Origin of the sequence: Proteus penneri (assembly GCF_022369495.1) — a bacterium.
In the GTDB taxonomy this organism is placed as follows: Bacteria; Pseudomonadota; Gammaproteobacteria; order Enterobacterales; family Enterobacteriaceae; genus Proteus; species Proteus penneri.
Genome location: NZ_CP059690.1, coordinates 820,565 through 840,537 on the forward strand (window position 1 = coordinate 820,565; position 19,973 = coordinate 840,537).

The window sequence follows — 19,973 nt, forward strand, 5'->3', positions numbered from 1 at the left end:
CTTATTCCATCATTTTTTCAATTGGTAAAACAAGAATTGAACTTGCACCTAGTGCTTTAAGCTTTTCCATTGTTTCCCAGAATAGGGTTTCGCTACTTACCATATGCATCGCAACGCGATTTTGGTCTCCAGCCAGAGGTAAAATAGTGGGTCTTTCAGCTCCCGGAAGTAATGCGATGACATCTTCAAGACAATCACTTGGTGCGTGTAACATAATATATTTTGATTCTCGAGCTTGAATAACACCTTGAATACGCGTTAGTAAGCGGTCGATAAGAGCTTGTTTATCGGCTTCCATCTCACCGTCGCGTTGGATCAAACACGCTTTTGAGCGATAAATCACTTCAACTTCTTTTAAACCGTTGGCTTCTAATGTTGCGCCAGTAGAAACTAAGTCACAGATAGAGTCAGCAAGGCCCGCACGAGGCGCGACTTCAACAGAGCCGTTTAATAAACACGATTTAAATTTGATACCTTTTTGGTCTAAATAACGTTTGAGCAGGTTTGGATAAGAGGTTGCGATACGAGTATTATTTAAGCATTCCGCACCTTGGTAATCAAAATCGACAGGGGTCGCAAGAGATAAACGACAGCCACCAAAATCAAGACGACGCAATGTTAGATAACTGGGGTTTTCACCTTGTGAACGACGCTTTAATAACTCTTCTTCTAAAACGTTTTCACCGATGATCCCTAAATCAACAACACCATCCATGACTAATCCAGGAATATCGTCATCTCTAACACGTAAAATATCGATAGGCATATTTTCTGCATAAGCAATCAGACGTTGTTGGTTTAAATTAATTTTGATGCCACAACGTGCTAAAAGGGCGCGAGATTCATCACTTAAGCGACCCGATTTTTGCATTGCAATTCTTAATCTTGTTTTGTCTAACATAATATTACCCTGTCCTTGTCTTAATTTTTTGTTTGAAAATTAGCTATAAAAAAACCCCGGAAGTTGCCTTCCGGGGTTTTAGTTGTTATCTGCATTCAGACCACCGGAAGCGTTTCTTAAACGTCTTCCAGCACTCATCGCCTGAAAGACTAGTCAGGGTGATGGTGATGATGGTGGTTTAGTTGAATGCTATACATAATTATTTTCCTAGCTAATAACACTATTTGTTATTTAATCATGCCTGTTACTGTTAATCTCTATTTAGTAACCTGCATTTAGAATTTGTCTGCCTTTCAACCTACATGATTTACAAAGCAGAAAGCAACCTATTTTTTAATAATAATTTAATTATTTTATAACCTTTTGTTTTTAATGTAATTTTAATATTTCTCTTATTTACTTAATGGGATAAGTAGGCGAGTATATAGGGAGATGTAAAATGTTTACGAAATATAAGTATTGTTTATAGGTAATGGCGAAACTGAAATTTTATAGCATACTTTGACTAAGCCATTTAAGTAGGGGAGCAAAATGAAACGAATAACCATCGTAGGATTAGGTTGGTTAGGTTTACCACTTGCCGCTGCGTTGCGTGATGCAGGCTATCAAGTTAAAGGGACTAAAACCACCGAAGATGGCGTAGAAGCAGCAAGAATGAGTGGCGTTGACTGCTGTTTAGTGAATTTAACACCCGCAATTGAATGTGATAGAGATGATTTTGATTACTTAATGGAAACAGACGTTCTCATTATCACGTTACCACCTAGTGCTGCTGGTGGTGGTTATGATTATGTTGAAGCTATTCAGACGCTGGTGGATAGCGCAATGTCTCGTCATGTTACGAGAGTCATTTACATTAGCTCTACTTCTGTATATGGCAATCAAACGGGTAATATCACGGAAGAAATGGATATTCGGCCAGAAACACAATCAGCAAAAATGTTAGCAGAAGTTGAAAACTGGCTACATCGTTTACCGTTGACTACGGTTGATATTCTTCGGTTAGCTGGATTAGTCGGACCGGGTCGTCATGCAGGACGTTTTTTATCAGGTAAAAAACAGGTAAAAGGCGCTCATCAATGCGTTAACTTAGTTCACTTAGACGATGTAATTTTTGCAGTCGAACAACTTCTTGCGCAGAATGAAGGTGGCCATTTATATAACCTATGTGCTCCTATTCACCCTAAAAAGAAAGATTTTTACTCAAGAGTGTCTAATCAACTTGATCTTATTCCACCAGAATTTGTTGAGGAAGAGAAGCCTTTAATACGAGAGATTGATGGTCAGCAGATCTGTCGAGATCTTGGATTCCATTACCATTACCCAGATCCCGACAAAATGCCAATGAATTAACTTAATTTACAGGCAGTAACACGATATCACGGAAAATAGGTCTTTCACTTAATCGTGCAAACCAACGCTCAATGTGAGGGAAATGTGGTCTATCTTTGCAAACTTCTAGCCATGGATAGACCAATGGTGCTATTGCTATGTCAGCAAGAGAAAGAGTATCTCCTGCAAAATAAGTTGTTTTTGCCAGTTGGTCGTCAGCAATTTTAAGGAGTTTATTAAGCTTCTCTTTCAACTCGTTAATAATCTCAGGATTTTGTTGCTCTTTAGGCGTACGAACAATCATGATCATCATTTGTTGGATGGGAGCAAATAGGCTGCCATTTGACCAGTCCATCCATTTTTCTATATTTGCTCGTTGTTTTAGAACAATGGGATAGAGTGTGTTATTTTCATATTTTGTACATAAATAACGAATAATGGTATTAGACTCCCATAAAGCAAAGTCATCATCTTGTAAGGTTGGAATAGATGCGTTGGGGTTGATCGCTAAATAATTTACTTCATTGAGTCCACCAAAAGGGCCGCCAACATCGATTTGCTCATAAGGAACATTTAATTCCTTTAAACACCAAAGAACTTTTTTAACGTTAGATGAGTTTTTTCTACCCCAGACTTTTAACATAAAGGTCTCCTAAACCACGATAAGTAATAAAATTTCCCTCTATAGGGCGCCTAAATATGAATATAAGATAAATCTCTACATATCAATGTTGGCGTCTTATTCCAGAAAGCCATATAGTAGGAAAGCTTTAACAAATTGATATAAAAGGGTGATCGGTAATGACAAAAAATATTCCATCTGTTCTGAGTAAGGTTACCGCGGGAATGGGTTTACTGCTAATTATTTCTAGTCCTTCATTTGCAGTAAATAATCCAGTGGCTCCTCAAATTGAGGCAAAATCTTATGTATTAATGGATTATAACAGCGGAAAAATTCTGGCATCAGAAAAACCTGATGAGCGTTTAGATCCTGCTAGTCTTACAAAAATCATGAGTAGCTATGTTGTTGGGCAAGCTATTAAAGAAGGTCGTATGTCACCTGACGATATGGTTATTGTTGGGCGTAATGCATGGGCAACAGGAAATCCGGTATTGAAGGGATCATCATTGATGTTCTTGAAACCGGGTGATCAGGTCAAAGTGATTGATTTAAATCGCGGTATGGTTATTCAATCTGGTAATGATGCCAGTATCGCATTAGCAGAACATATTGCGGGTAGTCAGGAAACCTTTGTTGATTTAATGAATTCCTATGCTAAGAATCTGGGTTTAAAAAATACATACTTTAAAACTGTTCATGGGTTAGATTCTGAAGGGCAATATACAACAGCACAAGATATGGCATTACTCACAGCAGCCATGATCCGCGATGTTCCTTCAGAGTATGAAATACATAAAGAAAAAGAATTTACATTCAACAATATTCGTCAGCCAAACCGTAACCGTTTATTGTGGAATAAAAATATGAATGTCGATGGTGTGAAAACAGGTCACACTAATGGAGCAGGGTACAATCTTGTTTCTTCGGCAACCGAAGGTGATATGCGTTTGATTGCTGTTGTTTTAGGAGCACCATCAGATAAAGTACGTTTTGCTGAAAGTGAAAAGTTATTAGGCTGGGGTTTTCGCTTTTTTGAAACGGTAACGCCAGTAAAAGCAGCTACACCATTGACAAGTCAAAAAGTGTGGTACGGCGATAAAGGTGAAGTGGCATTAGGGGTTGCTAATGATGCTTCAATTACTATTCCTAAAGGTGAATTGAAAAATCTGAAAGCCTCTTTTACGTTAACTAATCCTGTACTAGAAGCGCCGTTAACTCAAAACCAGGTTGTAGGTACAGTTAACTTTTTATTAAATGATGAAGTGATTGAACAACGCCCACTCGTCGTAAAAGAAGCGGTTGAGGAAGGCGGTTTCTTCAGCCGTATTTGGGATTTTGTTGTTAAAACAGTATCCGGTTGGTTTAATGCTATTTTTGGTTAATTTATCAAGAATGGATCTATCAAAGCGTTACTGAGTTTTTCACCCAAAAAGAAAGACTAGTTGTTATTTTGATATGAAAAATCCGTAATTGTTTAATGATTACGGATTTTTTTATATTCAATAAAACTGGGGAAATATCTACTTTAGAGCTTAAATAAGACCATCGATCTTACCTTGATTATCAACATTAACAGTGATAGCAGCAGGTGTTTTCGGTAGTCCGGGCATGGTTGTGATAGAGCCTGTTAAGGCGACAACAAAGCCAGCGCCAGCAGAAACATACACTTCACGAACATTTATTGTAAAATCAGTCGGGCGACCTAATAACTTGGGGTCATCTGAGAGTGAATATTGAGTTTTAGCCATGCAAACAGGGAAATGAGAAAACCCCATTTTTTCTATTTTTTCCAACATGTTACGAGCAGATTGACTATAAGTCACCTCATTTGCGCCATAGATCTCTTTTGCGACAGTATTAATTTTTTCACTAAGCGAGGCATTATCAGGATAAATTAATTGGAATTGGCTATGCTCATTTTCAAGTGTATCAATGACTTGATTCGCTAATTCAATACCACCTTCCCCTCCTTTTTCCCACACTTTTGTAATTGCAAATCGACAATTTCTATCTTGGCAGAATTGTTTGATAAACTGATGCTCTGCAACACTATCGGTAACATAGGCATTGAGTGAAACAATCACAGGTAAGCCGTATTTTTTAAGGTTTTCAATATGTTTTTCTAGATTGACAATACCTTTTTTAAGTGCACTTAAATCTTCATTATTCCACTCGACTTTACCTAAGCCACCGTTATATTTTAGTGCTTTAGTGGTGACAACAATAACGGCACAATCAGGGCGTAATCCACTCATTCTGCATTTTATATCAAAGAATTTTTCAGCACCTAAATCAGCACCAAAACCCGCTTCCGTAATAGTGATATCAGCAAGTTGAAGAGCCAATTTTGTCGCTCTTACGCTATTACAACCATGAGCAATATTAGCGAATGGGCCACCATGAATAATGGCTGGCGTATTTTCGAGTGTTTGTACTAGATTAGGATTAATAGCATCTTTTAACAAACTGGCCATTGCGCCAACGGCTTGTAAATCATTCGCCGTGATAGGATCGCCATTGTAAGAATAAGCAACAATGATCTGAGAAAGTCTTTGTTTTAAATCTTGAATATCCTCAGCTAAACATAGGATTGACATAATTTCAGAAGCAACAGTAATAACAAAGTTATCTTCTCTTGTAATACCGTCTTTTTCGCCACCCAATCCCACAACAATATTTCGTAAAGCGCGATCGTTCATATCCATACAACGTTTAAACACGATTTTTTTAGGATCGATATTTAAAGGATTACCTTGATAAATGGAGTTATCAAGCATGGCGGCCAGTAAGTTGTTTGCTGATGTAATAGCATGAAAATCGCCAGTAAAATGAAGATTAAGATCTTCCATTGGTACAACTTGAGAATAACCCCCCCCAGCAGCTCCCCCTTTAATGCCAAAGCAAGGGCCTAATGAGGGTTCGCGTAATGCGATAATGGCACTTTTTCCAATACGGTTAAGGGCTTGCCCTAATCCAACGGTGACGGTTGTTTTACCTTCACCAGCAGGTGTTGGATTAATTGCTGTAACTAAAACTAATTTTCCGGGCTTTTTGGCCGCAATTTTTGACCAAATACTGTGGCTAAATTTAGCTTTGTATTTGCCATAAAACTCGATATCATCTTGATCAATATTTAAATTTTTCGCAATTTCTTGAATAGGTAAGAGGTGTGCTTCTTGGGAGATTTGAATATCTGATTTCATTTTAGTTCTCTTTTTATCCCGCTGATGATGTCTCTAGTGATCTTTACTTATCAACTTTAGACAATAATCTAAATATCACCAATAGATTGATTAATTTGTAGTTATTTACTTTAGATAACGCGTTTATCGTCACGCCATTTAAATAATTTATGTAGTTATCTCCTATTTTTTCTTTAAATTATCTGTATTGAGTGATGCTTTGCTCGTTTGAAAAAACATATTTTAACTAAGGATAATAATTTAATCTCATACAAAAAGATGATATTAAAAAAGAAGAGTAACGAGATAGATACTACACAAACAAAAAAGGCGCTGATATCAGCGCCTTATCTATTGTAGCTATCTGCATTTAAGATCCATGGGTTTAGTCACAGGATATTTTAATAGCTAATCCACCTTGAGAGGTTTCACGATATTTAGCATTAATGTCTTTACCGGTTTCGTACATTGTTTCAATGACTTTATCTAAACAAATACGAGGGTCGCTGACACGACGTAACGCCATACGCGATGAGTTTACTGCTTGTACAGCGGCGATAGCATTACGTTCAATACAAGGAACTTGTACTTGTCCTGCAACTGGGTCGCAAGTAAGCCCTAAGTTATGCTCCATCGCAATTTCAGCTGCAATGCAAACTTGTTCTGGGCTACCGCCTAAAAGTTCAGTTAATGCACCTGCTGCCATTGAACAAGCAACACCCACTTCGCCTTGGCAACCCACTTCAGCACCTGAGATAGATGCATTCATTTTGTAAAGTGAACCAATAACGCCAGCAACTAAGAAAAAGCGAGTGTAAGAGTTTTCATTTACAGGACGAATAAATTTATCATAGTAAGACAATACCGCTGGGATAATACCACAGGCACCGTTTGTTGGTGCAGTAACAACACGCCCACCAGCCGCATTTTCTTCATTCACAGCAAGGGCAAACATATTAATCCAGTCAACAACCGTCATTGGGTCTGTTGTCGTTTTATCTTCTGTGACTAACATACGGCGTAATGCAGAAGCACGGCGCGGTACGCGTAATGGCCCTGGTAATAAGCCTTCGGTATTTACACCGCGCTCAATACCTGATTTCATCACTTCCCAAACAGCAGCTAAATGAGCCGAAATTTCTTCTTTGCTACGTAATGCTAATTCGTTTTGCATCACTAATGCAGATAAAGAGAGCCCTGTTTCTTTACAATGGCGACGTAAATCAGCCGCATATTGATAAGGATAAGGGACTTGAACTGTATTTTCTTCAGGTTGGCCAAAATGCTCTTCATCAACAATAAAACCGCCACCAATAGAATAATAAGTTTTTTTCAATAGAACCTGTTCACCATTATAAGCGGTGATGGTCATGCCGTTCTCATGGAGGGGTAAATTGCTTTTATGGAAATTCATACCGCCTTCAACCGGAAAATCCACTTCTTTAATGCCATTTGCAAGCATTAAGCGGCCTGTTGTTTCTACTTGTTTAATAAATGGGGTAATAGAATCTATGTCGACGGTATCTGGTAAATTTCCTGCTAATCCCATAATAATAGCAATATCCGTTGCGTGACCTTTACCTGTTAAAGATAAAGAGCCATAAACATCAACGATAACACGGGAAACAGAAGAGAGAAGTTTTTTTTCAGCAAGCAAATCAACAAATTCTTTACCTGCTTTCATTGGGCCTACAGTGTGTGAGCTTGAAGGGCCAATACCAATTTTAAAAATATCAAAGACGCTAACCATAATATTCGCCTCCCTAATTCATTTAAAGGCGCAACTGTGTGATTATTAGAATGTTAAGTGTCAGTTTTGAAGTCTAAAGCAATGGCTACTCCCTTTTAAGAAAGTAGCCATTTGATGCTTTATTAGCTCATGAAAGAGTTAATTAAGCTATAGAAAACTGCTGAGATTGCGATAAGACCCATAACTACAACAAATACGTTGCTAATGTGGCCGGCATATTTCTTCATCGCTGGTACTTTACGGATTGCATACATAGGCATCAGGAACAGTAACATTGCGATAATTGGACCACCTAATGTTTCAATCATACCTAAAATGCTTGGGTTTAACGTTGCAACGATCCAAGTTGTAACCAGCATAAACAGTGCAGTGATTTTATTTAAACGATCTTTTTCGATTGTTTTACCTTTTTCACGCAGTGATTTGATGATTAAACCATTGAAACCTTCACGGGCACCTAAATAGTGGCCTAAGAAAGATTTAGTAATCGCAACGAATGCAATGAAAGGTGCAATATAAGCGATAACAGGTGCTTCAAAATGGTTAGCAAGGTAAGACAGGATACTGATGTTTTGTGCTTTTGCTTCTGCTAAGTTTTCTGGTGTTAAGCTAAATACACAACTAAACACGAAGAACATAACAGTGATAACCATCATGATGTGTGCATAAGCTAAAATGCGTGAACATTTTTTCTCTGCGTTTTCGCCGTATTCTTCACGTTTTGCAACAGCAAATGCAGAGATGATTGGAGAGTGATTGAAAGAGAACACCATTACAGGGATAGCTAACCATAGAGTTACTAATAGGCCTTGCCCCATGCCAGACGTGGTTGCGTGATCAAAAGAGAGAGTCTCAAGGATTGCACCATTCCATTCTGGGATCAGATACAGTGCAAGTACCATCAATATTGCAACAAATGGGAATACCAGCACGCTCATTGCTTTAACAATAGCTTGTTCACCAAAGCGAATAATACACATGATACCGACAATCAGGATCAGTGATAAAATTGCACGAGGCGGAGCTGCCATATGCATTTGGTTTACAATAAAGCTTTCTACAGTATTAGTGATAGCAACACTATAAACTAATAAAATAGGATAAATTGCAAAGAAATAAAGCAGTGTGATCAGTTTACCTGCAGTTTTACCAAAGTGTTCTTCAACAACTTCAGTAATATCTTCACCAGGATTTTTACCTGATAACACAAAGCGGCACATACCACGGTGTGCAAAGAAGGTCATTGGGAATGCAAGTACTAACATGATCAACAGAGGAATTAAACCACCAATCCCTGCGTTGATAGGTAAAAATAGAACGCCAGCACCGATAGCCGTACCGTATAAACCTAACATCCATACAGTATCTGACTTACGCCATGTTTTGTAATCACCTTGGGTGTTACCCGACGCGATAGAACCAGCTTTGGTTGTATCCATAATACTCTCCGAAATAACGCGGTAAAAAAATAATGAATAAAAATAAGAGCGCAATTGTATTTTCTAGAAACAACTACGGTATAAATTTAATTATGAATAAATGAGTGTATTGAGTACCTGGTGTTATCTCAATATCTTCAATTACTACATATAAATATAAAAATCTTTAACCTTCAAAAGAATTAAGCTCTTTTAAAATTTGAAAAAATATTCAATAAGTTTATATCCAGACTTAAGAGGTGCAGAATATAGTGTTTTTCAGGATAAACTACCGTGATCACCATCTCAAATGCTAAATATAACTGAAAAACCTAAAAATGTAACATTTTTTATATTTTATGTTTTTTGAGGAGAGTTTTAAAACATTTTGAAATGATTTTCCAATTTTAAAGCAAGTATAAAATAAAGCTAAATACTTAAATATTCACATATTAATGATTATTTTGACGTGTTTTTATTAACTAAAGATTAAATGATTAAAATCAATTAGGTTATTTTTATTTACAATTTAAACATTATATTAACTATTTATCTTGTTGAAAATTAAGAATAAATTATTTTATTTAAATAATGTTTAAAAGTAGACGAAAGAATATAGAAACGATGAAATATGATTATTTATTAATGAATTCCTTTTATTTTATGAAATGAAGATAGCGATATTTCATTTATAAGTAGAATATTGTTTATAAAAAAAACAATAAATTCGTTAATAAATGAGTTGGGTAGGTTGTTATATAACGAATATAAAAGTTTAAATTTGATTAAAATAACAACACATTTAATTTTGGACGATTAATATAATAGTAGAGAATATTTTTATTTATATATTAATATATTGAAGGGGGCTTAAGTTAAATATAAAAAAGACCACATAAATGTGGCCTTTTCGAAATTAGAAAGGTTAGGCCTTTGTCCAACCTTTACGAATAGGATAAGCAAAACAGAGTTGATAGAGCTGTTGTACCCATTTTTGGAGTATTTTACCGCCTTTAGACCAGAAGATCTGACAAAGGCCACAAGAAAGTAGAGCAACAATAAATGCACCAATCATATCGATTGGCCAATGCACACCAAGGTAGATACGTGCCCAAGCAATCGCTAGTCCTAAACCTAGCATGATATAACCAATACGTTTACTGTTATGCCAAAACAGGTAAGCTAAAGCAATGGTGAAAACAAACGTACCATGGTTACTTGGGAATGATGGTGTTGCATCGTGATCAAGAAAGTTGTAGCCAATGTTGGAGGCAAAAGGACGGTCATGAGGAGCAATAGCACCAATCATCCAAGAGATAGAAAGTGCGATACCCAAAGAGACAGCAGCTTTACATACTAATGCTCTTTGCTGGTTAAGATGTTTTTCATTACCCCATAACCAATAGAACACTAAGGATAATGGAAAAAGATAGACAAGGTACTTAGCAATAACTATCGCCGTACCGATTTCTAAAGGAGATGCCGCAGGTGTTGCATTCATTATTGAAAATACGGCTAAATTAAATTGTTCCAGCAAAGTAGGCTCCATACATGTCGTGCTGATAAGCGATGTTTATGATACATAATACGCAAGTTTTTAAGGGTAAATGAGGGAGTAATAAGGGTAAAGTGTTTTTTTCTTATTTAATTGTGCTTTTTTAAAAGAATTGTCAGTTTTAGATTTAACTGAACTAAAGCACTCTTAAAAAGAGTATTTCACTTATGGTATTGCTCTCACATTGTTCTTTTTTCTTATTATCAACGAGGTATAAAATGTGGCTCCAAAAAAACATCATACTCAAGGCAAGGCCGAGAGGGTTCCACTTAATTACACAGGCATTGATTCAAGAATTACCCGAACTAAGACAATATAAAATTGGAATAGCTCATTTTTTTATTCAACATACATCGGCTTCATTAACGATTAATGAAAATGCCGACCCGACAGTACGAAGTGACTTTGAAAGCTTCTTTAATCAAAGTGTGAAAGAGAATGAAGATTACTATCTTCACACTTATGAAGGTAGTGATGATATGCCAGCTCATATAAAAAGTAGCTTACTTGGGCAAAGTGTCACGATCCCTATTAGTCAAGGTGAGTTGAATTTAGGAACTTGGCAGGGGGTTTATCTTGGTGAACATCGTAATCACGGAGGGGATCGTCGCATTATTGTGACATTGCAAGGTGAGCGTCACTAAATATCAAGCAATAAAAAACCCGACAGTTATTTCACCAAAAGGGTTGAAACTATCGGGCTCCTCAATATTTGGGGACATCAAAGAAAAGCAGTGGCACTAATTCAGACTACGAGTTAGAAAGAAAGTTCGCTGGCTAATGAAAAAAAATAGAATTTTTTTTTAGAAAGAGTGGGAAGATAATGAAAAAATGGGTGATACAAAAAAAGAAAGCGCTAAAACATATTGATAAATAATCTGTTTTAGCGCTTTTGAATTAATTATAGATGCCTAAATTTTCTTTAGCATAAGCTTCAAAATCTGTGCAACCACCAATGTGTTTCTCATCAATAAAAATTTGTGGCACAGTTTCAACTGGTTTACCGACAGTTTTAGATAAATCAGCTTTTGTAATTCCTTCTGCTTGAATATCAACATAACGGAAATCGAAATCGTCACGTTTTTCAGATAAAGTTTCAGCCAGTTGTTTTGCACGAACACAATATGGGCAACCAGGGCGACCAAAAATGACAACAAACATACGACACTCCTTATTGAGGAAATAAAATTCAGGCATAATAGTTTCTCTTGGTTGTTACTATGCCTTTTTATTAGGCTAAACAAAAACAGTTATTGCCTTTTAGTGTGATAAATTATACCAATTTGCTGAATAATGAGATAGGACTGCAACACTGCATTTAGCGGAGAAATGATGGAAAAGCCTTCAAATCGAGATATGAAATCACTGTCAGATATGCCAAAACCCATTATTATCATTGAAATAATAGGGATCATTTTATTGGTGGTTGCTTATCTTTATATCAATCAATATATGACCTCTCCGCAGTGGCTAGGAACATATACAGGACAATTAACGCTAGTTGTTTTAGGGGTTATCTGCATGATCCCGCCAGCTATTCATATAGTATGGCGTGCTATTTATCGATTAACTTTTTTAGGGATTGACCATCAATCCACAAAGAGTAAACAGAAAAAAGAGAATAACAATAAGTAGCTATCTGTTTTTCCTCAAAATGTATTTGAAACTAAGAAAATACAATGTGTAAATTGGCTTAATTTTCTTAGTTTTTTTATTTATTAGTGCCTTCAAGATAGAAAAAGTGGCAAAATAGCACCAATGCCAAAAGGCACTCTTTTTTTTGCGCGTAAAGGTTATTTGAATGAACGCTGTTGTGACTACCGATCTGGATCAGCTAAAGTCTTGGCTTGATGAATTACAGATCGCTTATTATGAATGTGACTCTTGTCAGGCGTTACATTTACCGCATCTTCAATATATCAGTGGTATTTTTGATGCCAAAATTGATATTCTTGAAGATGTGCTTGTATTTACCGCTATCGCTGAGCTAAAACCGTCAGCAATAGTGCCATTAATGGCAAATTTAAGCCAAATTAATGCAAGTTCTTTATTTATTAAAACATTTCTAGAAATTAGTGACGAGAACTTACCAAAATTAGTTTTTTGCCAATCATTTCCGGTTGCTGCAGGTATCTCACTTAATCAATTTGACCTGTTCTTACAAAAAGCAGAAGAGCAATCTGCTGAAGTTATCAGCGAAATTTTTAATAACGGTTTCTTGTATGGCGAAAAGCAAGAAAGTGAAAATGAAGATGAAGAAGATGTTGTGATAACTAGCGCATCAACTGACTCCTCCTATACTGTACATTAATATTAATCTCCATAACGGTCACAAAATCTTATGCAATGCGCACGATTTAGTGCGGGTGATTGTCATTCTTGTGAATGGCTTTCTCTTGCTTATTCTGAACAAATCAAGAAAAAACAGCACAGTTTATTATCATTGCTACCTGAAGATTATGCTTTTGATAAATTAACGCCTGTTGAAAGCCAGCAAGCACAGTTTCGTAATAAAGCAAAAATGGTAGTCAGTGGCAGTGTTGAAAAACCAGTATTAGGTCTAAAAACACGAGAGGGAGTGGCTGTCGATTTATGCGAATGTCCTCTTTATCCTGACTCTTTTGCACCGATCTTTTCGATTTTAAAAACATTTATAGCGAGAGCAGGATTAGTACCTTACGATATTGAGCGTCGTCGTGGCGAACTTAAGTTTATCTTATTAACCGAAAGCAGAAGCAATGGCACGATGATGTTACGCTTTGTTTTGCGCTCAGAAAAAAAACTAGAACAGCTTCGCAAAGCACTTCCTTGGTTACAAGCACAATTGCCTCAATTAGCTGTTATCTCTGTGAATATTCAACCTATTCATATGGCTATTCTTGAAGGTGAAAAAGAAACTATTCTGACTGAAAAAACGTTTTTGGATGAATCTTTTAATCAAATTCCATTACATATTCGCCCTAGAGGTTTTTTTCAAACTAATCCAGAGGTTGCTTCATCACTTTATGCTACGGCAGGTCGTTGGGTGAGAGAATTAAATATCACACATTTGTGGGATATGTTTTGTGGAACAGGGGGGTTTGGGTTGCATTGTGCAGATAAATCAACTCAATTAACAGGGATTGAAATTAGTCCAGAAGCGATTGAATGTGCACGTTTATCGGCTCAAGAATTAGGATTAGAGCATGTTGAGTTTCAAGCATTAGATTCAACAGGATATGCATTAACTAAAGAGTCAGTACCTGAATTAGTGCTTGTTAATCCGCCAAGACGAGGGATCGGAGAGGCACTGTGTGGCTATTTAAATACAATGAAACCTCGCTTTATTTTGTACTCTAGCTGCAATGCTCAAACCATGGCTAAAGATATTCAGCAACTTACACACTATCAGATAGATAGAGTGCAATTGTTTGATATGTTTCCTCATACTTCTCACTATGAAGTCCTTACATTATTGGTATTAAAAGATAGCTAAGATAGTTATTAAAAAATAACAGATCAGCGTTAATACATTATTTATTCAGACATAAAAAAACACCCCAAAGTTGGTGTCCAACTTTTGGGGGGAGTTCAAACTGCTGGGGTGTTTTTATATTGACAAGTCGGCTTACGCGCTTTTAATTACGATGCTCAAACTCTAAGGCTTTCTTCTCAATCAATCTCATTAAGAGTGTCAGTATTCCGTTGATACATAGATAAATAATGCCTGCTGCAACAAAAACCATCACATCATAACTTTGACCAAAAACTTGTCGGCTATAACCAGTTAATTCAAGTAAAGTGATAGTACTGGCAAGTGAGGTACTTTTGAATATTAAGACCACTTCGTTTGAATAGGATGAAAGCGCACGCTTAAATGCGTAAGGTAATATCACTCTTGCTGTTTGTACGGGTGACATTCCTAACGCTTGACAGGATTGCCACTGTCCTGATGGAATTGCTCTTACCGCACCATAGAAAAGTAAAGTTGAATAAGCCGCACTGTTTAATGCTAATGTGACCATGGCACAAAACCAAGGTGTTGATAATAACTCCCACATTGTTGGGAAGTTTTTCAACACAGGAAATTGCCCAGGGCCATAATAGATTAAGAAGAACTGTACTAATAAAGGCGTACCAGTAAATAAGGTAATATAGGCTTTTACTATTTGGCTAATAACCGGTGTTTTTAATGCCAAAACAAAAGTCATTAAAACCGAGAGAGTAAATGCAACCAATAGAGCCACAAATGTTAAAGAAAGGCTAGTTGGTAATCCCGGTAAAATATCAACAATATAATCCCACATTATGAGGCACTCCGTTCAAATCGGGTCGTTCTCATTTCTAACCATTTCAGGATATATTGACTGACCAACGTAATTGCCAAATAAATTAATGCAACAATGCTATACCAAGTAAAAGGCTCTTGAGTTCGGTTAGCGATACTTTGTGTTTGTAACATTAAATCATTAACGCTGATTAATGAGACTAAAGCCGTATCTTTTAATAGAACTAACCACTGATTACCTAAACCCGGTAAAGCGTGACGCCACATTTGAGGCATGATAAAGCGGAAGAAAATAGTAATACGGCCCATGCCTAAGGCTTGGCCAGCTTCCCATTGTCCTGTAGGTACTGCTTTTAATGCACCACGTAAAGTTTGGGAGGCATAAGACGCATAAAGAAGTGAAAGGGCGATAACACCGCAATAGAAAGGCAATGATTCAGTATCACCAAAATCAATTTGTAAGGTGAAAGCACCAAGATCAATTCCATCCATTAACATCATGACACCTTGCAAGGTGCCATAATAGACAAAAAGAACCACCAGCATTTCTGGTAGTCCTCTAATTAGTGTTACCCAACATGTTCCTAAGAAAGCAAAGGCTTTCCATCTCGCGGATTCCCAAGCTGTAAACAGCATGGCTAGAACTAACCCGATGATAAGAGCAGAAATAGCAAGTGTGACCGTTGTGACGGCCGCACCTGCTAGAGTTGTTATTTCATTCATTTATTAAGCTATTATTGTTATTCAAACCATTTTTTATAAATGACATCATAGGTGCCATCAGCTTTTACTTCAGCTAATGCTTTGTTTAATTTATCTTGTAAATCAGCATTACCTTTTCTTACTGCGATCGCAAGGCCTGTACCAAAGTAGTTAGGATCTGCAACTTTGTCGCCTACAATACCTAATTCAGGATTCTTTTTCAGCCATTCATTAACAACAGCTGTGTCACCAAAGATAGCCTCGATACGACCATTTTTAAGATCTAATACTGCATTTTGATAACTGTCATAAGGAACAGTTTTCATCTCTTTGTGTTGTTCATTGATGAATTTCTGATGGGTTGTCCCATTCTGGACACCAATTTGTTTGCCTTTTAAGTTCGCAACATCAGAAATTTTACCTTTTACTGTAATAAATACGGCAGAGTTATCATAGTAAGAATCAGTGAAATCAACTTGTTTTTGACGCTCTGGCGTAATATCAATACCCGCCATTAACGCTTCAAAACGACGGAATTTCAGGCTCGGAATTAAACTATCAAATGACTGATTGGTAAAGGTACAGTCAGCATTAATTTTTGCACACATCGCATTGGCTAAATCAACATCAAATCCCACAATTTGATTATTCGCATCAATCATTTCAAATGGCGGATACGTTGCTTCAGTTGCAAAACGAATTGTCTCTTTCTCAGCCGCAGTTGCAGAAAGTGTAATACTGGTCAGAAGTGCTGCAAATAATATTTTTTTCATTGTCTGATCCTGATTTAGTGTGACAAGTAATTAGCAAAAGCTTCCGTTTGTGGAGCAGTGAAACGATAGTTATCACCTTGCTCTATAATACGGCCGTTTTCCATATATACAACTTTGCTCGCGGCTTTGCGTGCAATTTCAACTTCGTGGGTCACAATAACTTGTGTAATACCCGTTTCAGAAAGCTCTTTAATGATATCAACAACTTGAGCTGTAATTTCAGGATCTAATGCTGCCGTTGGTTCATCAAATAAGAGAACTTGAGGCTCCATCATTAATGCTCTTGCAATAGCAACACGTTGTTGTTGTCCTCCAGATAAATGTAGAGGAAAACGCCCTGCATAATCACTTAAACGTAAACGCTCAAGTAATTTCATTGCTTTTTCTTTGGCTTGTGGTTTTGATAAACCTAATACACGACAAGGTGCTTCAATTAAATTATCAAGAACCGTTAAATGTGGCCATAAATTGTATTGTTGAAATACCATACCCACATTTTGGCGTAATAAGCGAATTGCCTTTGCATTAGGCTGTTGGCTAAAGTCAAAATGCAGACCAGCAATCTCTAATTCGCCTGAACGTGGCATTTCTAATAAATTGAGAACTCTCATTAGTGAGCTCTTACCCGCACCACTTGGTCCTAATAGAACCATTGTTTCACCGGCAGAGCATTCTAGATTAATGTCATAGAGCGCTTGGTGCGAACCGTAGAAACAATTTATGTTTTTTAATTGAATACTCATGCGTTTTTTTTGAATAGTCATCAACTGTTTCAAATAATAAAACGGTAAGAATAATTATGCAACTAAAACTGCATAATAAAGTGGTTTCTTTATATAAAAATGGGTAGTTTAGCTATTTTTTCTCACCGTTAGATGAATTTTTATCCAGTTTATAAGCGTTAATACTTATTGTTTTAGCCATACCTTTGAAAATAAATAAGTGCGCGGGCATCATCGCGAACCAATAAAGTAATCCACTAAATCCTGCTGGGTGCCACCAAGCACGAACATCTATTGAACGAAGATTACCACTGTCGTGGATTGTGAAAGAAAGTCTACCTAAACCGGGCGCTTTCATTCCAAATAATAGTGTGAGCTGTTTTTCAGGCTCAAGTTTGATCACTCGCCAACCATCAATCATATCGCCAAGCACTAATGTTTCTCTAGAAGGGCGTCCGTAAGTAACTTTATTTCCAGCGATATCATCCATAATGGCGCGTATTTTCCATAACGCATTACCATAAAAATAGCCTTGTTTTCCGCCGATTTGTTGCACTGTATGCCAAAGCGATGCTGCGCTTGCTGGTGTGGATACTGTATAACCTGCATTTTTAGGGTAATAGCCATAGCCAGGTTTCCAACGACTACGAACAGCAGGAGAGTAACCCCAATCTTTGTTATCTAAAGCTGCTGCTTCATCAGCGAGTGTTTCTTTTACTGCATCATCAAATTTAATTAGGGTTTGAGGAATAAGTTTACGTAATGGTTCATCATTGGCTGGGAGATCGTATTTAAGCCCTTGGATCAGCTCTTTGGCAATAGAGGTTGGCACAGAAGTGATCATACTGATAAAGCCGGCAGAAATAAGACTGCCGGGCATCGGTAGCGGGATTAATACGCGTTTTTTACCTGAGATTTTAATAAAACGCTCAAAAAGGGTTTGATAGCTAATATATTCAGGACCACCGGCATCAAAAATACGGTGTTGATGAGTGGGATGATGAATAATTTCAGTTAAATAGTGAATTAAATTTTTGAGCGCAATAGGGGAAGATTTAGAACGAACCCAACGTGGTGGTGTAAGAATAGGGAGGTTGTAAACCATATCACGCATAATCTCAAAGGCAGCAGAGCCTGGTCCGACAATCATTGAGGTGCGAATTTCGGTCACGGGAATAGTGCTGGTTCTTAACACTTCTCCTGTTAGTTTTCGGGCAATAAGATGAGGTGAATATTGTTGGTCTTTATGTTGTAACGCACTTAAGAAGATAATTTGTTTAACATTACTGCCTTCTAATGCTTCCACAACATTGATTGCCGCTTTACGCTCTTGCTCAATTAAATTATGTGCATCGCTCATGCTATGAACAAGGTAATAAACAATATCAGTATCATGCATGACTTTGGTTAAGGTTTCAGGATCATATAAATCGACAAAGATACAGCGTGTATTTTCCCAACCTTGAGACATCATCCAGTCTACTCGACGGGCACCTGCAGTGACCTGATGACCTTGCTCTATCAAAGCTGGAATAAGATTTTGACCAATATGCCCACTTGCACCAAGTACTAATACACGCTGTTGATTCATGGTTAATCCATTGTAAAAAGAGAACGTTATCGTTCTATTGTTACTGATTTTTCTATGAAGTAAAGAACGCCATTAAGATTGGTGTGATTAAACTTAAAACAAATCCATGCACAATAGCCGCAGGAACGATGGCAACACCGCCGCTTCTTTGTAAAACAGGTAAAGTAAAGTCCATGGAAGTTGAACCACAAATCCCTAATGCCGTGTTTCTATATCGATTAACAATGATAGGAATAAGCATAATTGCCGCTAATTCACGCATTAAATCATTGAAAAATGCAGTACTACCAATAACAGGACCAAATGCATCGGTAAGTACAATCCCAGATAAAGAGTACCAACCATATCCAGATGCAATGGCTAATCCCATTTTCATCGGCAACCCTAGTAAATAAGCAGCTAAAGCACCACCTGCAAGCGCACTCACCCCCATGACAACAGCAACGGTTGTTCCTCGGCGATTAATTAAAATTTGTTTTGGGCTCATTCCGCTATTACGTAATTGTAATCCGACTAACCACAGCAAGAAGATAAGCGCACCTTGGCTAGCATGAGATGCATAATGAAAGATTGACCAGCCCGTTAAGCCAACAAAAAAACCGACAACAACGACACCGCATAATTGTAGTGATTCAAGTACCATTTTTATGCGTGATGGGGGCTTAGATTGCTTATGTGCAGGGACATGCCAAGGATCTTTTTTATCCAATAGCCATAAAAATAGTAAATTTGCACCAAAGGTACATAAAAAGAAAACGCTGGCATAAGCAAGAATAGAGACTAAATTTTCACCAATATTATCTAACATGGCTAAACTGACGCCCATTAGAAATAGGATAACGTAAACCATCGCACTAAGTAGGCGATTTGCCAGATGAAGTAATGGGCGATTGTTTAACTTAATCAAATACCCTACAAAAAGTGGCAGTAGGATAATCAATAACCCTGATAACATTTCTATTCCTTACTGAGTGCACTCAAATTATAAAATAAATTAATAACGCTGTCTGTATTATAACATTTACTTATGTTGTTGTGGATACAGAAGCTGAGATAAATCTAAAATTTTTATTGAAGCCATGAGCCTAACATGTTTACCGATAAGTGGCTTTAATTGTTTGAAAAGCGAACGATTTGGGTATATATCGAATAGTTGAG

19 protein-coding genes and 1 other annotated feature are annotated in these 19,973 nt (G+C 37.1%); of the genes, 6 read left to right on the forward strand and 13 right to left on the reverse strand.

Translation table 11 applies throughout. The annotated features are described in order from the left end of the window. Position 1: 1 nt before the first annotated feature. Positions 2–901 (reverse strand): ATP phosphoribosyltransferase, encoded by a 900-nt coding sequence (gene hisG / locus H1225_RS03590; protein WP_006537499.1) that lies wholly within the window; start codon positions 899–901, stop codon positions 2–4. 44 nt (positions 902–945) lie between these two features. Beyond that, positions 946–1,075 (reverse strand) — a sequence feature (His leader region). A gap of 357 nt (positions 1,076–1,432) precedes the next feature. Here hisG and H1225_RS03595 point away from each other — a divergent pair. Then, entirely contained in the window at positions 1,433–2,254 is an 822-nt protein-coding gene (locus H1225_RS03595) for an SDR family oxidoreductase (protein ID WP_006537498.1), read from the forward strand. A 1-nt stretch (position 2,255) separates the two neighbouring features. Here the strand turns inward: H1225_RS03595 and H1225_RS03600 are convergent, their stop codons facing one another. Then, complete coding sequence (locus tag H1225_RS03600; protein WP_006537497.1) at positions 2,256–2,876, reverse strand: glutathione S-transferase family protein; 621 nt, start codon at positions 2,874–2,876, stop codon at positions 2,256–2,258. Positions 2,877–3,034: 158 nt separating this feature from the next. Here H1225_RS03600 and H1225_RS03605 point away from each other — a divergent pair, with 158 nt between their 5' ends. Then, positions 3,035–4,237 carry a serine hydrolase gene (locus H1225_RS03605; protein ID WP_072062835.1) on the forward strand — a complete coding sequence of 401 codons (1,203 nt, stop codon included), beginning with the start codon at positions 3,035–3,037 and terminating at the stop codon, positions 4,235–4,237. Between the two features lie 150 nt (positions 4,238–4,387). On the opposite strand, the gene H1225_RS03610 is transcribed toward H1225_RS03605, so the two are convergent. From H1225_RS03610 to ybjG, 4 genes are all read right to left on the reverse strand, one after another. Beyond that, positions 4,388–6,058, reverse strand: coding sequence for a formate--tetrahydrofolate ligase (locus H1225_RS03610; RefSeq protein WP_239739458.1), 1,671 nt, complete (start codon positions 6,056–6,058; stop codon positions 4,388–4,390). 364 nt (positions 6,059–6,422) lie between these two features. After that, a complete protein-coding gene (locus H1225_RS03615; protein ID WP_072062833.1) occupies positions 6,423–7,787 on the reverse strand; it encodes an L-serine ammonia-lyase in 1,365 nt (454 codons plus the stop codon). 122 nt (positions 7,788–7,909) lie between these two features. Further along, entirely contained in the window at positions 7,910–9,226 is a 1,317-nt protein-coding gene (locus H1225_RS03620) for an HAAAP family serine/threonine permease (protein WP_006537486.1), read from the reverse strand. 904 nt (positions 9,227–10,130) lie between these two features. Next, a complete protein-coding gene (gene ybjG / locus H1225_RS03625) occupies positions 10,131–10,742 on the reverse strand; it encodes an undecaprenyl-diphosphate phosphatase (RefSeq protein ID WP_161727653.1) in 612 nt (203 codons plus the stop codon). 236 nt (positions 10,743–10,978) lie between these two features. Here ybjG and H1225_RS03630 point away from each other — a divergent pair, with 236 nt between their 5' ends. Continuing rightward, the gene (locus H1225_RS03630; protein WP_109847512.1) at positions 10,979–11,404 is read left to right on the forward strand and encodes a secondary thiamine-phosphate synthase enzyme YjbQ; all 426 of its coding nucleotides are present in this window, start codon (positions 10,979–10,981) and stop codon (positions 11,402–11,404) included. A gap of 253 nt (positions 11,405–11,657) precedes the next feature. Here H1225_RS03630 and H1225_RS03635 read toward each other — a convergent pair whose 3' ends face one another. Next, the gene (locus H1225_RS03635) at positions 11,658–11,921 is read right to left on the reverse strand and encodes a GrxA family glutaredoxin (RefSeq protein ID WP_036912158.1); all 264 of its coding nucleotides are present in this window, start codon (positions 11,919–11,921) and stop codon (positions 11,658–11,660) included. 171 nt (positions 11,922–12,092) lie between these two features. On the opposite strand from H1225_RS03635, the gene H1225_RS03640 reads away from it, so the two are divergent. The 3 genes from H1225_RS03640 (at position 12,093) to rlmC (ending at position 14,235) form a co-directional block, all read left to right on the forward strand. After that, on the forward strand, positions 12,093–12,395 hold the full coding sequence (locus tag H1225_RS03640) for a YbjC family protein (protein WP_072062830.1): 303 nt from the start codon (positions 12,093–12,095) through the stop codon (positions 12,393–12,395). 166 nt (positions 12,396–12,561) lie between these two features. After that, positions 12,562–13,071: a type III secretion system chaperone family protein gene (locus tag H1225_RS03645; RefSeq protein WP_239739461.1), complete on the forward strand. Its 510-nt coding sequence runs from the start codon at positions 12,562–12,564 to the stop codon at positions 13,069–13,071. Positions 13,072–13,101: 30 nt separating this feature from the next. Continuing rightward, positions 13,102–14,235, forward strand: coding sequence for a 23S rRNA (uracil(747)-C(5))-methyltransferase RlmC (gene rlmC, locus H1225_RS03650; protein WP_109847514.1), 1,134 nt, complete (start codon positions 13,102–13,104; stop codon positions 14,233–14,235). A 142-nt stretch (positions 14,236–14,377) separates the two neighbouring features. Here the strand turns inward: rlmC and artM are convergent, their stop codons facing one another. From artM to H1225_RS03680, 6 genes are all read right to left on the reverse strand, one after another. Continuing rightward, the gene (artM, locus tag H1225_RS03655) at positions 14,378–15,046 is read right to left on the reverse strand and encodes an arginine ABC transporter permease ArtM (protein WP_006537478.1); all 669 of its coding nucleotides are present in this window, start codon (positions 15,044–15,046) and stop codon (positions 14,378–14,380) included. Further along, entirely contained in the window at positions 15,046–15,750 is a 705-nt protein-coding gene (gene artQ, locus H1225_RS03660) for an arginine ABC transporter permease ArtQ (RefSeq protein WP_006537477.1), read from the reverse strand. Before artQ ends, artM begins: the two co-directional genes overlap by 1 nt. 17 nt (positions 15,751–15,767) lie before the next feature. Next, the gene (gene artJ / locus H1225_RS03665) at positions 15,768–16,502 is read right to left on the reverse strand and encodes an arginine ABC transporter substrate-binding protein (protein WP_006537476.1); all 735 of its coding nucleotides are present in this window, start codon (positions 16,500–16,502) and stop codon (positions 15,768–15,770) included. Between the two features lie 14 nt (positions 16,503–16,516). Further along, positions 16,517–17,245 (reverse strand): arginine ABC transporter ATP-binding protein ArtP, encoded by a 729-nt coding sequence (gene artP, locus H1225_RS03670; protein ID WP_006537475.1) that lies wholly within the window; start codon positions 17,243–17,245, stop codon positions 16,517–16,519. Positions 17,246–17,357: 112 nt separating this feature from the next. Continuing rightward, positions 17,358–18,815 (reverse strand): DUF2867 domain-containing protein, encoded by a 1,458-nt coding sequence (locus H1225_RS03675; protein ID WP_109847515.1) that lies wholly within the window; start codon positions 18,813–18,815, stop codon positions 17,358–17,360. A 52-nt stretch (positions 18,816–18,867) separates the two neighbouring features. Continuing rightward, positions 18,868–19,770: a LysO family transporter gene (locus H1225_RS03680; RefSeq protein ID WP_072062825.1), complete on the reverse strand. Its 903-nt coding sequence runs from the start codon at positions 19,768–19,770 to the stop codon at positions 18,868–18,870. Positions 19,771–19,973 lie beyond the last annotated feature (203 nt).